General features: G+C 45.4%; 11 protein-coding genes. 8 read left to right on the top strand and 3 right to left on the bottom strand.

Going from position 1 to position 14,420, the window contains the following annotated elements; translation table 11 throughout:
* The first annotated feature begins 3 nt into the window (after positions 1-3).
* From KOE27_RS23995 to KOE27_RS23960, 8 genes are all read left to right on the top strand, one after another.
* Complete coding sequence (locus tag KOE27_RS23995) at positions 4-417, top strand: hypothetical protein (protein ID WP_215241250.1); 414 nt, start codon at positions 4-6, stop codon at positions 415-417.
* Positions 418-458: 41 nt separating this feature from the next.
* The gene (locus KOE27_RS23990; protein ID WP_215241249.1) at positions 459-1,193 is read left to right on the top strand and encodes a 3'-5' exonuclease; all 735 of its coding nucleotides are present in this window, start codon (positions 459-461) and stop codon (positions 1,191-1,193) included.
* 158 nt (positions 1,194-1,351) lie between these two features.
* Positions 1,352-3,697 carry a ribonuclease R gene (gene rnr, locus KOE27_RS23985; RefSeq protein ID WP_215241248.1) on the top strand — a complete coding sequence of 782 codons (2,346 nt, stop codon included), beginning with the start codon at positions 1,352-1,354 and terminating at the stop codon, positions 3,695-3,697.
* A 79-nt stretch (positions 3,698-3,776) separates the two neighbouring features.
* A complete protein-coding gene (locus KOE27_RS23980) occupies positions 3,777-4,670 on the top strand; it encodes a 3-keto-disaccharide hydrolase (protein ID WP_215241247.1) in 894 nt (297 codons plus the stop codon).
* A gap of 63 nt (positions 4,671-4,733) precedes the next feature.
* Entirely contained in the window at positions 4,734-6,389 is a 1,656-nt protein-coding gene (gene gldG / locus KOE27_RS23975; RefSeq protein ID WP_215241246.1) for a gliding motility-associated ABC transporter substrate-binding protein GldG, read from the top strand.
* A gap of 108 nt (positions 6,390-6,497) precedes the next feature.
* Positions 6,498-7,622: a DNA polymerase III subunit beta gene (dnaN, locus tag KOE27_RS23970; protein ID WP_215241245.1), complete on the top strand. Its 1,125-nt coding sequence runs from the start codon at positions 6,498-6,500 to the stop codon at positions 7,620-7,622.
* A 326-nt stretch (positions 7,623-7,948) separates the two neighbouring features.
* Positions 7,949-8,323, top strand: coding sequence for a BlaI/MecI/CopY family transcriptional regulator (locus KOE27_RS23965; RefSeq protein WP_215241244.1), 375 nt, complete (start codon positions 7,949-7,951; stop codon positions 8,321-8,323).
* A 2-nt stretch (positions 8,324-8,325) separates the two neighbouring features.
* Positions 8,326-10,287, top strand: coding sequence for a M56 family metallopeptidase (locus tag KOE27_RS23960; RefSeq protein ID WP_215241243.1), 1,962 nt, complete (start codon positions 8,326-8,328; stop codon positions 10,285-10,287).
* A gap of 67 nt (positions 10,288-10,354) precedes the next feature.
* On the opposite strand, the gene KOE27_RS23955 is transcribed toward KOE27_RS23960, so the two are convergent.
* The 3 genes from KOE27_RS23955 to KOE27_RS23945 all read right to left on the bottom strand — a co-directional run bounded on the left by KOE27_RS23955 (position 10,355) and on the right by KOE27_RS23945 (position 14,289).
* Positions 10,355-11,428 (bottom strand): ferredoxin--NADP reductase, encoded by a 1,074-nt coding sequence (locus KOE27_RS23955; RefSeq protein WP_215241242.1) that lies wholly within the window; start codon positions 11,426-11,428, stop codon positions 10,355-10,357.
* A 153-nt stretch (positions 11,429-11,581) separates the two neighbouring features.
* Positions 11,582-12,808, bottom strand: a complete 1,227-nt coding sequence (locus KOE27_RS23950; protein WP_215241241.1) for a pyridoxal phosphate-dependent aminotransferase — start codon at positions 12,806-12,808, stop codon at positions 11,582-11,584.
* Between the two features lie 185 nt (positions 12,809-12,993).
* Positions 12,994-14,289: a BamA/TamA family outer membrane protein gene (locus KOE27_RS23945; RefSeq protein ID WP_229252915.1), complete on the bottom strand. Its 1,296-nt coding sequence runs from the start codon at positions 14,287-14,289 to the stop codon at positions 12,994-12,996.
* Positions 14,290-14,420 lie beyond the last annotated feature (131 nt).

Here is a 14,420-nt window from a genome sequence, read left to right as displayed (position 1 = left end):
ATAATGAAGAAAGACATTATATTTCATCCCGTTGAAGGCGTACAGGTAGCCATCGTCAGGAAAATCAATGAATCCCAGGTGGCCGAATGGCGGGTCATGTTGCTTAACCGGAAAAAAGAAAAAATCACAAGTGTTTTTGTTACTTCAAAAGGTTATGGCAATTCGGAATCTGGGACGCCTTCCGACCAGAAGACCTCAACATTAAGGCATTTTTTTCCTGAAATTGATCCGGGAAAACATGTGGTTGTGGAACCGATCATGCCTGAAGTGTTTCACCTGACCAATGAATACTGGATCAGCTATTTTGTGGGGAACCAGATCTATGATAAGAAATTCATTTTTGTACCCGACAGTATTGTGGAGGCCAACCTGATAGAAATTTCCTCCCTAGGTCTTGAAGGCGTTTTGCATCCCTGAAAAGGATTTAACAGCCCAAATAAATATCTCTAAAACACGCTATGACCGATGAATTCCGAAGGAAAGCCAAAAATTTCCTACTACTCGATATTGAAACCGTTTCGTCCTTTGCTTCCTATGAGCAGCTGCCTGAGCGCATGCAGAAACTCTGGGACAAAAAAGCCGCCACTTTAAGAAAAACCGACGATACCACTTCCAACGCCGATTTTTTCTATCAGAGAGGCGCCATTTATTCTGAATTCGGGAAGATCGTCTGCATTGCCTTCGGAGCCTATTACTGGAATGAAAAAGAGGAGATATCCTTCAAGGTAAGATCGTTTTCGGGAAACGACGAACCGAAATTGCTACAGGATTTCAAAGCGCTTCTGGAAAGATATGCTCCCGGCGAACTGACCCTCTGCGCCCATAACGGCAAAGAATTTGATTTCCCGTTTTTGTGCCGCCGCATGCTGATCCACGGGATCGAAATCCCCAAAGCTTTGCAAGTAACCGGTAAGAAACCCTGGGAGATACTGCATCAGGATACGATGGATCTCTGGAAATTTGGTGATTATAAAAGTTATACTTCGCTGGATCTGCTGGCCGCCGTGTTTGATATCCCCGGAAGCAAGAACGAAATGAGTGGAGACCAGGTTACCAAGGTATACTATGAGGAGAACGACCTGGAAAAAATATGCCGTTACTGCCGGGAAGATGTGGTTGTGCTGGGGCAGCTATACCTGAAACTTAACTGTATGCAGACCGTCCTGCCAGAAAATGTTACCCGTGTGGAATAGAATTTGAGTATTTAAAACAACTTAAGTCTTACACTTCCGGGAAATTACCGTTACAGAAACTCCTTGCGAAAAATTAATTTGCGGAGCCTGGCTGTCAGGCTCACATTAAAATGCCATATTTAGCTGACGACGCTGTTCTTCGGCAAAAGATTATAAAAATGAAAAAGAAAAAAATAAATAAGGAAAATCGAAATACCACTGTGGCCAGAAAACCGCATCATATTTTGTCTTCCGTTGATGAACTGAAAGCCGACATAGCCGCCTTTTTTGACCTTAACAGCGAGCATTCGTTCAGACCATACGAGGTGCACGACCAGTTTGGTGTGGAGGACAGAAAAATCAAGCAGCTCTTCAATGAAATACTCCAAGAGCTGGAAGAAACCGGTCGTATTATATTTAACAAGGATGGTACATACTCGGCGGGTTTGGCAAAAACTGTCGAAACGGCCACCACAGGGCGTGTGGATAGAATTAATAAGTCCTTTGCCTTTGTAATAATCGAAGGACGGGAGGATGATATCTATGTGGATGCAGATCTTTTAAATGGGGCATGGGACGGAGATATTGTACAGATCCAGCCGCTTACCAAAAACCTCGGAAACCGGTCTGTCAAGGGTGATTCCGGCAAAAAACGTACCGAGGGGCGTGTCACAGAGATCGTGGAAAGGAAAAGTGGGGAAATTGTAGGCATTATTGAAGTCAATCCCAGGTTTGCGGTTGTCCAGCCAGATAACAAAAAACTGTTTGACCCCATATACCTGGAACCGGAAGCCGTTCAGAACGCGCAAACCGGCGACAAGGTAATCGTAAAAGTGACGGCCTGGCCCACGCGCCGCAGCCAGGCAGAAGGTGAACTGATACAGGTACTGGGGAAAGCAGGAACCAATGACGTCGAAATGCATGCGATCCTCGCCGAGTTTGGACTTCCCTATCAGTTCCCCGAGATGGTTGAGGCGGAGGCGCAAAAGATCCCCAACAAGATTGCCAAGAAGGAAATCGCCAAAAGAAAGGATATCCGTAAAGTACTTACTTTCACCATTGACCCCGTTGACGCCAAGGACTTTGACGACGCACTGTCCATACAATACCTGGACGAAGGCAATATCGAAGTAGGTGTTCACATTGCCGATGTTTCGCATTATGTATTGCCCGACACCGAACTCGAAAAAGAGGCATACCGCCGTGCTACTTCGGTTTATCTGGTGGACAGAACGGTACCCATGCTTCCCGAAAAACTCTCCAATAACCTGTGCTCGCTGCGACCAAATGAAGATCGCCTTGCATTTTCCGCAATTTTCGAATTAAGCCCGAAAGGAAAAATACTCAAGGAATGGTTTGGCAGGACGGTAATCCATTCGGACCGCCGGTTTTCATACGAAGAAGCACAGCAGGTGCTGGATTCCGGAGAAGGCGATTATCCCAACGAACTTGCTGCCCTGAATAAACTGGCCAAGGTTTTCAGAAAGGAAAGGTTCAAAAACGGCGCCATCAATTTCGAAACGCCCGAAGTCAGGTTTAAACTTGATGAGCAGGGAAAACCGCTGGGTATTTATCAGAAAGAGCGGCATGACTCCCATAAGCTGATAGAAGAATTTATGCTGCTGGCTAATAAAAGAGTCGCTGAGTTTGTATATGGTTTATCAAAAGGGGAAAAGAAAAATACCATGGTATACCGTATTCACGAAGCGCCGGACCCTGACAGGCTTAAAACTTTTGCCACATTTGTTGCCAAACTTGGCCATAAACTGGAAGTGGAAGAGGAAAATAAAATTGCCAAATCCATGAACAGCATGCTCAAAGAAGTGGAAGGAAAACCCGAGCAAAACCTCATTGAACAACTTGCCGTGCGCACCATGGCCAAGGCAAGGTACAGCGTGGCAGACCTCGGCCATTTTGGGCTGGCTTTCAAAAGATACTCTCACTTTACTTCGCCGATCAGGCGTTATCCGGATGTGATGGCACATCGCCTGCTTCAGCACTATCTGGACGGTGGCGGTTCTGTTGATGCGGAAGCTTATGAAGCTGCATCCAAACATTCCTCGGACCGGGAACGACTGGCATCCGAAGCCGAACGCGCATCCATCAAATACAAACAAGTGGAGTTCATGAGTATGATGGACAAGGATAAAGAATGGGACGGGATTATCACGGGCGTTACAGAATTTGGGATTTTTGTGGAAATCACCGAAACTGCATCCGAAGGCCTCATCAGGATGACGGACCTGGGCGACGACTATTACGAACTTGAAAAGGATAATTACCGTATTGTGGGGCAGCGCACCAGGAAAATATATGCTTTCGGTGATCAGGTAAAAGTAAAGATCAAAGAAACAAACCTGGCACGCCGAAGTATGGATCTGTATCTGGCAGGAACCACTCTTTCAGCACGTTCCAGAAATGGAAGCGGTTTGCAGGAAAGTACCCGAAACCGGGAAGGAAGCCGCTCCTCTAAACCCAGAAGATCGTCAAGCCCTGAACCAAAGGGCAGGAGGAGAAGAAGGTAAGCCGGTAATACCGCGTCTGCCATGAAAGTAAAGTAGGATTTTGTCCTAAGGCTCCTTATAGGAAAAACAATAAAACATTATGCGCAGTACCCTCAGATTTTTCATCCTGTCAGTTCTTTTGTCTCATTCTCTTTTGGCCCAAAAAAACACGGCAAAAGAGGAATGGCAGCCCCTCTTTAATGGTAAAGACCTTCAAGGCTGGGATATAAAAATCGCGGAGCGAAAATTAAATGACAATTATAAAAACACCTTCATTGTTGAAGATGGCATGATTCGGGTGAACTACAAAGAATACGACAGGTTCACCACAGAGTACGGGCATATGTATTACAAAAAGCCTTATTCCTATTATAAAATCAGGCTGCAATACCGCTTCACCGGCAGCCAGGTACCGGGAGGAGCCTCATGGAATGTCAGGAACAGTGGTATCATGCTCCATTCACAGTCTGCCTCAAGTATGGGGATTGATCAGGACTTCCCTATTTCGTTGGAAATGCAGTTTTTGGGAGGGCTTAACGCGGGAGAAAGAACCACCGGAAACCTGTGCACGCCCGGCACGATTGTGGAAATTGACGGGAAAGTGGCGGAAGCGCATTGCATTAATTCCACTTCTAAAACCTATAACAGAGATCAATGGGTAATGGCCGAAGCGGTTGTCCTGGGTGACTCCATTGTACATCATTTAATTGAAGGAGATACCGTACTTACTTTCACAAACCCTAAAATAGGCGGGGGATATGTGGGCAAGAACCATACTTTCAAAGATGGCAAAGTAGGTGACGAAACGGGCTGGCTGGCCAAAGACAATACCCTGCTCGGCAGCGGTTACATTGCATTGCAGGCCGAAAGTCATCCGATAGATTTCAGAAACATTGAAGTACTTAACCTCAAAGGCTGCATGGATCCCAAGGCTGTTAACTACAAATCGTACTACGTCGCAAACGACAAAGCAGCCTGTAAGTACCGAAAATAGACTGATGAACCCTTAACTCCTTTTTCTTTTATATTTTTGTGAGAAAACAGGCGTTTAAGCTTTATGAAAAAAACCGGACCTCGCTTCGTAATACTGTTAATCGCACTGGTATGCCTGAACTGGCTGGCTTCCCTGTTTTTTTTTCGGTGGGACCTCACAGCAGATAAGCGTTATTCGATTTCGGCCGCTACAAAACAAATGCTTGAAAACCTGGACCAGGACGTTCAGGTGAACGTATATCTGTCGGGAGATTTCCCCCCCGCTTTTGAAAGGCTGGAAAGTGCAACCAGAGAAACCCTGGAGGAATTCAAAACCTACTCGGGCGGCAGGGTATCCTTTCAGTTTTCAGACCCTTCCGCCGCACCCAGTGAAAAACAGCGCCAGGAGCAATATAACAACCTGATAGAAAGAGGCCTTACTCCAACTAATTTGTATGACAATGAAGACGGAAAACGAACAGAAAAATTAATTTTTCCCGGAGCAATTGTTCAGTCGGATACCCTGTCGGTCCCGGTTCAGCTTCTGAAATTCAACAAAGCCGCCGCTGGTCCTGATGAACGGCTTAATCAATCCTATGAGGGCGTGGAGTTTGAGCTGGCCTCGGCTATCCGGCTACTGAGTAATCCGGACAGAAAGAAAGTGGGCCTGATTGTAAGCCATACCAAAATTCCACCGGCGCGGCTCAGTGACATCATCGCAACCATTCAGCAAAGTTATGACGTGTTTCTGGATATGAATAATCCGGAATCGTATGATGGCCTTGACGCCCTGCTGATTTTAAAACCCGACAGTGCTTTTTCGGAAATAGAAAAATATAAGTTTGACCAATATATCGTTAACGGGGGAAAGGCCATATTCTTTACAGACGGCGCCCGGGTAGACAGTGTAAGCCTGGAGGGTACCTTTGCCCAGCCTCTGAACCTCAACCTCGACGATCTGTTTTTTAAATGGGGTGTCAGGGTAAATAATAATCTTGTCAAGGATATCAATTGTGCTCAGATTCTGCTGAATGTGGGCAATATGGGGGACAAACCACAGCTGGAACCGCTGCCATGGCGATTTTTTCCTCTGCTGAACCATTTCGGACGGCATCCGGTCACCCGCAACATCAATGCCGTTTATACACGTTTTTTAAGTTCTGTTGATACCGTAGGTGGCACCCCGGGCATTGTAAAAACCCCTTTGCTCCTGACCTCGGAGTACACCCAGATCTTGAACACTCCAGCGCTTGTCGGTTACAATGAGGCCAGGAAGCAACCTGGGCCTGGTGAATACCGCGGCGGAACAAAACTTGCCGCTGTTCTGCTGGAAGGGTCATTTAAATCCCTGTTTGAAAACCGGATACTTCCGTCAGATCCAAGGTCCAAAACTTTTAAAAGCCAGGGTGCCGAAGGAAAAATTATCATTTGCGCTGACGGAGACATTGCGGTCAATGATTTCGACTACAAACGTAACACCCCGCTTCCACTGGGCTACGACCGGATCAGTAACAGTACCTATGGCAATAAAGATTTTATCCTGCATGCACTGGATTATCTTACAGATGCCAACGGGCTGATTACCGCGCGTAACAAACAAGTCGCTATCAGGTCTCTGGATAAAATAGCGCTGCAGGAAAACCGGAAATTCTGGCAGTTTCTGAACCTTGCACTACCTCTTGCCCTGATCGGAATTTTTGGAGCGTTACGATATTTTTTTAGACTCCGAAAATTCGCCTGAACTGGGTGCTTATCGCATATTTTTTATACTTTTGTTCCCTACAAAACAGATTTTAAGGTATCTGTTACTACCTAATATTTTTATATCTAAACACTTACGTCACGAATTATGAAGTTTGTCGTTTCGTCATCAGTACTACTCAAGCAGCTATCCGCTATAAATGGTGTCGTTTCTACGAACCCGATCGTGCCTATCCTGGAGAATTTTCTTTTGTCGCTGGAAAATAATCAGCTGACCGTTACTGCGTCTGATCTGCAGACGGTTATGATTACGGAAATCGAAGTAGAATCTGTTGAAAAAGGAGCTATCGCTATTCCCGCCAAGCTTTTACTAGATACTCTGCGCGGCCTTCCCGAGCAGCCCATCACCGTTCAGGTAAACAGCGAAACCTTTGGCACCGAAATCATTTCGGACAACGGACGCTATAAATTATCAGGAGAAAATCCGATCGATTTCCCCAAAACACCATCCGTAAACCGTGGCCAGTCGGTAGACCTTTCGTCTTCTGCACTATCAGCCGCAATAGCGAACACCCTTTTTGCGACCAGTACGGATGATCTCCGCCCGGCAATGACAGGTGTTTTCGTGCAGATGGGTACTGAAAATGCCACTTTTGTAGCAACCGATGGCCACCGGCTGGTTCGTTACCGACGGGTAGATATCAAGTCGGACATGGATACTTCGATGATTATCCAGCGTAAAGCGTTGAATTTGTTAAAATCATGTCTGCCTTCTGATGACGTTCCGGTTAAAGCAGAGTTCACGGCCTCCAATGCATTTTTCAGTTTTGGAAATATCAAAATGATATGCCGCCTGATTGACGAGCGCTTTCCTGATTATGAAAACGCTATCCCGGCCAACAACCCTAACACACTAACGATCAACAGGATGGAAATCCTGAGCTCTCTCAGAAGGATATCCATCTATTCGAACCGAACTACTCACCAGGTTCGTCTGAAAATGTCACTGAACAATCTGGTAGTTTCTGCAGAAGATCTCGACTACTCCAATGAAGCCAATGAAAGGCTGATGTGCGAGTACAACGGAGATGATATGGAGATCGGCTTCAATGCCAAATTCCTCATAGAGGTATTGGGAAATCTTACCAGCAAGACCATTACTTTTGAACTGTCCGCTCCAAATCGCGCTGGCTTAATTATCCCGGTTGACCAGGAAGCAAATGAAGATATATTAATGCTCGTCATGCCCGTCATGCTGAATACTTACGTGTAGGCAATCCTTATTTCAAAGCATTCAAACAACAGGCAGGCTCAGCAATGGGCTTGCCTGTTTGCATTATTTGTGATTCTTCCTTCCCAACTCAAGCAACTTTTCTTTGCAAAATTTCATCCTTGGCTAAAAGTCCGTTAACCGCAAGCTGGTTCAGGAATTTTATCTCTCGATCTGCTACTCAACCATTCCAAATACTTGATTACTCATGTGGTAATTAACAGTTTAACATTAATTACGAAAAATTTCGTATTAAACTCTTGCATCTACGATTCTTTTCGTATTTCTTTGCTACGAAGATTGTCGTACAATTAAAAAATTAAATTAACATGTACATCAAGCCAACAGATTCTGAACTAGAAATCCTGAACTTCTTATGGGAACACGGTCCGGGGACCGTACGCCAGGTTCATGACGCCCTTGCTGCTACCAAGGAGGTGGGATACACCACTACGCTAAAGCTCATGCAGATAATGCATGACAAAGGTCTGTTGTACCGGACCGAGGCGGGCAGATCACATGTATACGTTGCATTGCTTGGAAAAGAAGAGACACAGCAAAATTTGTTGGGCCGTCTGGTTGAAACGGCATTTCAGGGTTCTGCCGCACAAATGGTCATGCAGGCGCTTGGCAACCATACAACATCCAAAGAAGAACTGGATGAAATTCGTGAACTTATCAAATCACTTGAAAATAATCATTAGTCATGAAATTTATTTTCGAATTCCTTTCCAGCCCTGCGGCAACAGCCTTTGGCTGGATGCTCGTTCATTCATTATGGCAGGCCAGTCTGCTTTCTGTCATTGCTTTTGCCTTATTTCATATTTTAAGAAACCGTTCAGCCGCTCAGCGATATAATACCGGCATTACACTGTTAGCTGTGCAGATAGTCACTTCAATCGCAACATTCTGTTATTATCTCAATCTGGTATCCCAATCGGCCGTTCAGCATTATTACGTCCCAGCTGCAAGTAATGTTACGGCAAACGCCTACTGGCAACCCACTAACCAGCAAATACCGATGGCCACCAGGATATTATTCTGGCTCAACAACCACATTCAAGAACTGGTAATATGCTGGCTGATTGGGGCCGCCTTGCTGATGCTTCGGTTCGCTGGTGGATGGATTTATACAGAAAGGTTGAAATATACTTCGAGGATTGTCATGGATCAGCAATGGCGGGCTCGTTTTGGAGTATTAACAGCAAAACTAAACATTACCAAGTCAATTGAATTCCGTGAGTCTGCCAGGATAGCTTCACCCATCGTGATTGGTGTTTTGCAACCTGCTGTACTTATTCCGCTGGGCTTACTCACCGGCTTTTCTGTTTCGCAGATTGAAGCGATACTCACCCACGAGCTGGCACATATCCGCCGCAACGACTATCTCGTTAATCTGCTGCAATCCGTTGCCGAGGTTATTTTCTTCTTCCATCCCGCCATTTGGTGGTTATCAGAAAAGATAAGAACCGAACGTGAAAACTGCTGTGATGATATTGCGTTATCCGTTTGTGGCGATAAGATGTCTTTGGTGAACGCACTGGTAAAAGTTGCGGAATGGCAGACCTCAGGCACCCTGGCCATGGCCTTTGCCTCAAGGAAACCTTTGCTTTTACAACGGATTCGCAGAGTTTTGGGCGTTTCCTCAAAATCCACCGGAATTTTTGGCATACAACCGACTTCATTTCTGTTTCTTGCCATGTTGATAGGTCTGTCTCTTTATGCCATTGGCCAGGATAAAACTCCTTCAAAAAGAAAAAAAGCAGATAAGCGTATTGAGAAAAAAACAAACAAGCGCCGAAATGCAAACGCGGACCTGGTGCCCTTGCAGCAGATCCAGCTGGACGGAGACCCGGTTAGCCTTGCCATGGACCTGACAGCCCCTTCTCCTGATGCGGCAGTACCTCTTCTGGACCTGGCAGTAACCAATCCCGACCTGGCAATACCTGCTCTAGGAAACATCAGCCTGTCCACCAATCTGTCTGACTTGAATTTATGGGATTTCGCAAGCACCAGCTCTTGGGGCGATGACAGTACGCAACAAAAAAGGAATGAGTTCCATCAGCGGATGCAAGCGCTTCAGAACGAAATGGAACCTCTTCAGCGGCGCATGGAGGATTTAAATCTAAGAATGGAAAAAGAGAATTTCGAAATGGAGCGTTACCAGCGAGAAATAGAAAAACTGGAATGGAAGAAGGAACGGCTAATGGAGTCGCGTGAGGAAATCATGGAAAAACGGTCTGCGTTGTTTGATGCAGACTCGAAAAACGGTAAGTCCAAATTTCCGGAGGGTGAGCTGGAAAAGCAAGTGGAAGCGTTCGAGCAGCAAATAAAAGCGCAGGAACAACAGATTACGGAATTCAATTCCAAGATCGTTAGTGCGCGGAAACAGGCTGAGGTCTATGAGGAAAGTGAGGCTGTGAAAAGCATCAAAAGCGAAATAGACGAAATTCGAATAAAAATGGAGAAAATAGGAGCCGAAATGGGAGTGGCAAGCCTTGGGATTGAAAAACTATACCCGGGCCCTCCGCCTCGTCCTGCAAAAGTTCCGCGTCCACCGAAAGCACCGCGGGCTGACAAAATCAGTACAAAGCCCGCTCCACCAGCGCCTAAGGCAGTTCCGAACCCAAAAGCAGCACCAACGCCACCAACTCCGCCAGGAAAATAGTTAAAAAAAGTAAGCAGTATGCCGTTGCCCGATGTGTATACTGCTTACTTCAAACTGGAGACTCCCTCTATTCCACCTCAATAATTACGTCATCGCTCATCGGATGCGTGACGCACGTCAATATAAATCCTTCTTTTAATTCTGCTTCGGAAAGCGCGTCTTCCTCGTCCATCTGCACTTTGCCCGAAACACATCTTCCCAGACAGGCAGTGCACATACCCGCCTGACAGGAATAGGGCAAATCAATATCCATATTAAATGCCGCTTCCAGTACCGTTTCATGGGGTTTTACGGGAAGCTTGTACTCGGCACCTTCGTAGATCAGCGTAATTTCCCTTGTTTTTAATGTATCATCATTTTCTTCCTCCGTCATTGTAACTTCTCCAGGCTGTGCAGTAGTTGCAGTAAGGAAGCTCTCGCTTCTTATCTTTTTTTCAGGAACGGCCAGGATAGCCAGTGCACGGTGTGCTTCTTCCATCATATCTTCCGGCCCGCAAATGAAATATTCCGCCTCTGTTTTATTCAGGGTGGGTAGTTTTTCCATCATCTTGAGAATGTGACTTTTATTAAGCCTGCCCACTTCTCCCTCCCAGTTTTCTGAAGGCTGGCTCAGGCTGTGTATGACCTGGAGGCGCTCCCGGTACTTATTTTTCAGGTTCTGGATCTTATCTTTAAAAATGATGCTCTCCTCATTTCTGCTTCCATAAATAAGAAAAACCTCGCTTTCGGGTTCAACAATTAATATAGACTTTAAAATAGAAAAGAGAGGAGTAATGCCACTACCCGCACCTATAAAAACGACTTGCCGCGTCTGATTATCCGCCTGTTTCGGAAAAAAATTCCCAGCCGGTTCCATTACCTCCAGAAAGTCTCCTTCTTTAAGGGAATCAAGCAAATGATTGGAGGCAAAGCCACCTGGAACACGCTTGATCGTAATGGCAAGGGATACATCTGTGTAAGGAGAGCTGGACATGGAATAGGAGCGCCTTATCTTTTTATCATCCTGTGGAAGTAAAATGGTCAGAAACTGTCCCGGCCGATATGCAACCACTTCGTTCAATGGATGCCAGAAATGTATCGTGGTAGCCTCATCCGTTTCCCGCTCTATTTCTTTCACTTTAAGAAAATAATATTTACTCATAATTGGCCGTCAGTCTCAAGCTATTCTGTTATGTAATCCTGATCAACAATGTCTGCCCAAAGAACAAGAAACCTGTCATGGTAATTCGCAGAAAGTAACAAAAGCCTCATGGTTCTTTAATCCATGAGGCTTTTCAACAATTTTAAACCAAAACTATTTCAGGGTTGCAACAGCATCCTTGATTCTTTGTACAGCTTCTGCAAGCGCTTCATCCGCAGCAGCGGTTGAAATACGGATGCAATTGGGTGCTCCGAAGCCTGAACCAGCCACGGTTGAAACAAATGATTTATTCAGCAACCAGTTTGAGAAATCGTCTGAATCTTTGATCAGCGTAGTACCGTCGGATTTTCCGAAGTAATAGCTAACATCCGGGAATGCATAAAATGCCCCGTCAGGAACATTTACTTTGAACCCGGGAATCTCTTTCAGTAAACCAATCACAAGGTCTCTGCGGCGTGCATAAGCCTTGGTCATTTCATGCGTAGTTTCCAAAGAGCCATTAAAAGCAGCTGTTGCCGCTTTCTGAGCAATAGAATTGGTACCAGAAGTTACCTGTCCCTGCAATTTTTCAACACCATCTGCTATCCATTTGGCCGCGGCAATAAATCCGATTCTCCAGCCCGTCATCGCAAAGCCTTTTGCAACGCCATTCACCGTAATCACCCGGTCTTTAAGCGACGGAATAGATCCGATACTGAAATGTCCTTCTTCAGTGAAATTGATATATTCATAAATTTCATCAGCCAGGACATACACTCCTTCGTGTTTTTCAAGCACGGCAGCTATTTCACGCAGTTCCTTTTCTGAGTAAACCGCCCCTGTCGGATTGTTGGGTGAAGCGTACATTACAATCCTGGTTTTAGGTGTAATTGCTGCTTCCAGCTGCTCAGCAGTTACTTTAAATCCATTGTCAAAAGCACCGTCAACGATCACCGACTTACCTTCCGCCAATTTCACCATTTCAGAATAACTCACCCAGTACGGAGCGAAAATGACCACTTCATCACCAGGGTTGATCAAAACCTGGATCACATTGGCTAGGGAATGTTTAGCTCCGGTAGAAACCACGATATTCTCTGGTTTCCAATCTATATTATTATCACGCTTTAATTTATCAGCAATGGCCTTACGCAGGTCCGGATAACCGGCAACCGGGGAATAACCATGAAATCCGTCATCTATAGCCTTTTTGGCAGCCTCACAAATATGTGCAGGCGTCTTGAAGTCTGGCTCTCCCACGCTCAGACTAATTACTTTGTGGCCTTGGGCGGCCAATTCACGCGCCATTTTAGTCATCGCCAGCGTCGAAGATTCTTCGAGGGCGTTGATGCGGTCGGCCAACCGTGTTACAACCTGGGTTTGCTCTGCTACTGCGGACATTGCAACAAAAAATTAAGTTTAAGAAAGATATTGCGATCTATATCAACAAATTGCCCGCAAAGGTACGGGAAATTTGGAAGAGCAGCGGAGTAAATCTTAACAGAAAGTTAAAATTTCTTTCAAGAATGTTACTAATACGATAAAGAAACCTATTTTATTCAAAGCAAAAGACATCTTCTACCCTCCTAAAACACCTCCCCCAGATTCACAAACAGCCCCCTGGATCCATTCAGCCCAAAACCATAGTCCACCGCGATGTTGGTTCTGGAGGTTTTATTAACCTTAATCCGGAGCCCCAGCCCCGTAGCCGGCGCGATCCGGTCATATTTCAGAGCAGGCCAGTTGGAAAAACTTTGGGCGTTGGCAAAAACCACACCGCCTAGCAGGCCGTTTCTGGTTAGCTCAAAACGATACTCGCTTTCAAGATACAGCATATTCGGGCTGCGGAAACGCCCTTGAATATATCCCCTGCCTGTATTATTAAAAGGATCCCAGCCTGTGCTCGGTAAATCCAGGTAAGGTGGTTTGCCCGATAAAGTAAGCCAGTTGTAATTCCAAAGAGCCAGTACATTCCTGCTGCCCGCCGGAAAATGTATATACTTACGGATGTCAACCGTGAGCGACTGCCAGTTGGTATTACTTCCAAGCAAAGTCATGTTGGGCCGGTACTGGATGTTGGCAAATAATCCTTTCTCCGGGTTAATAGAATTTTTCCGGCTGTCGTAGGATAAAGTGGCTATCATTCCCGACGACATAGAAGTTCTGGTAAGACCGTATTGCGTAACGTCGCTGTTGCTGTCGTATTCACTGATCCGCCAGCGGTAATCCATAAAATACCCAAGACCGGCATAGAATGCATTTCCAACCCTTTTTAATACGGATTGATGCAGCCTCAGGTGCTGGTAATCTATATTATCTGCATTGATTTCCACGCTATGACCACCCAGGCCATAGGTATTTTGAGGATATTTGAAAAACCTCCAGTCGATTACGATATTATAACCGTTATTTTTTGTCCAGATATTGGCCAGTACTGGCACCATGATCTGGTTATACTGGGTGTAGTTAAAACTGGAACTGATACTGGAAATATTGGTGGAAGCGGGATTGCTCAGGTATAAAGCGGCATTGGCGCTGATTATTCCCGTAAAGCCTGTTGACAAGGTATACCCCACCGCCGGAACAACCGAATAAAGCACTTTTCCCGGCATTGGCTCTTCACTCACTTTAGTACTGTCAGCGTTCTTTCTTTTACGCACATTACGGATAACGTCCATAATATCCTTCTGCAGAACCGGTTCCGAAGTCCGGACCGTATCCGATTTGCCGTTCATAGCCGTTTCATGGATACCGGTTAGCTCAGGCACTGCGTTTGCCCGAAAAACAGTTACCTGATAAAATAACAGGAATAATATGCAGAATGTTTTGCCGGACAATTGTGGTTCCTTAAAATTGAAAAATCGGTCTTCTAAATGGTTCAAAATTAATGCAAATTGAACAGGATCATCGGCCTTCAGCTAAATCTAACAATTTTCTAAGACAAGTACTGATTATTATATAGTTATAAAAAAACCGGCACCTCATTAAGAAGTGCCGGCAGAAATCATGATAT

The sequence above is a fragment of the Dyadobacter sp. CECT 9275 genome, assembly GCF_907164905.1.
Taxonomy (GTDB): domain Bacteria; phylum Bacteroidota; class Bacteroidia; order Cytophagales; family Spirosomataceae; genus Dyadobacter; species Dyadobacter helix.
This window is presented reverse-complemented; position numbering and strand designations above follow the sequence as displayed.

Coding starts and splice junctions, on each gene's coding strand:
- KOE27_RS23955 (WP_215241242.1), bottom strand. CDS start 11,428: ATGAGTAAATATTATTTTCTTAAAGTGAAAGAAATAGAGCGGGAAACG.
- KOE27_RS23950 (WP_215241241.1), bottom strand. CDS start 12,808: ATGTCCGCAGTAGCAGAGCAAACCCAGGTTGTAACACGGTTGGCCGAC.
- KOE27_RS23960 (WP_215241243.1), top strand. CDS start 8,326: ATGAAATTTATTTTCGAATTCCTTTCCAGCCCTGCGGCAACAGCCTTT.
- rnr (WP_215241248.1), top strand. CDS start 1,352: ATGAAAAAGAAAAAAATAAATAAGGAAAATCGAAATACCACTGTGGCC.
- KOE27_RS23990 (WP_215241249.1), top strand. CDS start 459: ATGACCGATGAATTCCGAAGGAAAGCCAAAAATTTCCTACTACTCGAT.
- KOE27_RS23980 (WP_215241247.1), top strand. CDS start 3,777: ATGCGCAGTACCCTCAGATTTTTCATCCTGTCAGTTCTTTTGTCTCAT.
- dnaN (WP_215241245.1), top strand. CDS start 6,498: ATGAAGTTTGTCGTTTCGTCATCAGTACTACTCAAGCAGCTATCCGCT.
- gldG (WP_215241246.1), top strand. CDS start 4,734: ATGAAAAAAACCGGACCTCGCTTCGTAATACTGTTAATCGCACTGGTA.
- KOE27_RS23995 (WP_215241250.1), top strand. CDS start 4: ATGAAGAAAGACATTATATTTCATCCCGTTGAAGGCGTACAGGTAGCC.
- KOE27_RS23965 (WP_215241244.1), top strand. CDS start 7,949: ATGTACATCAAGCCAACAGATTCTGAACTAGAAATCCTGAACTTCTTA.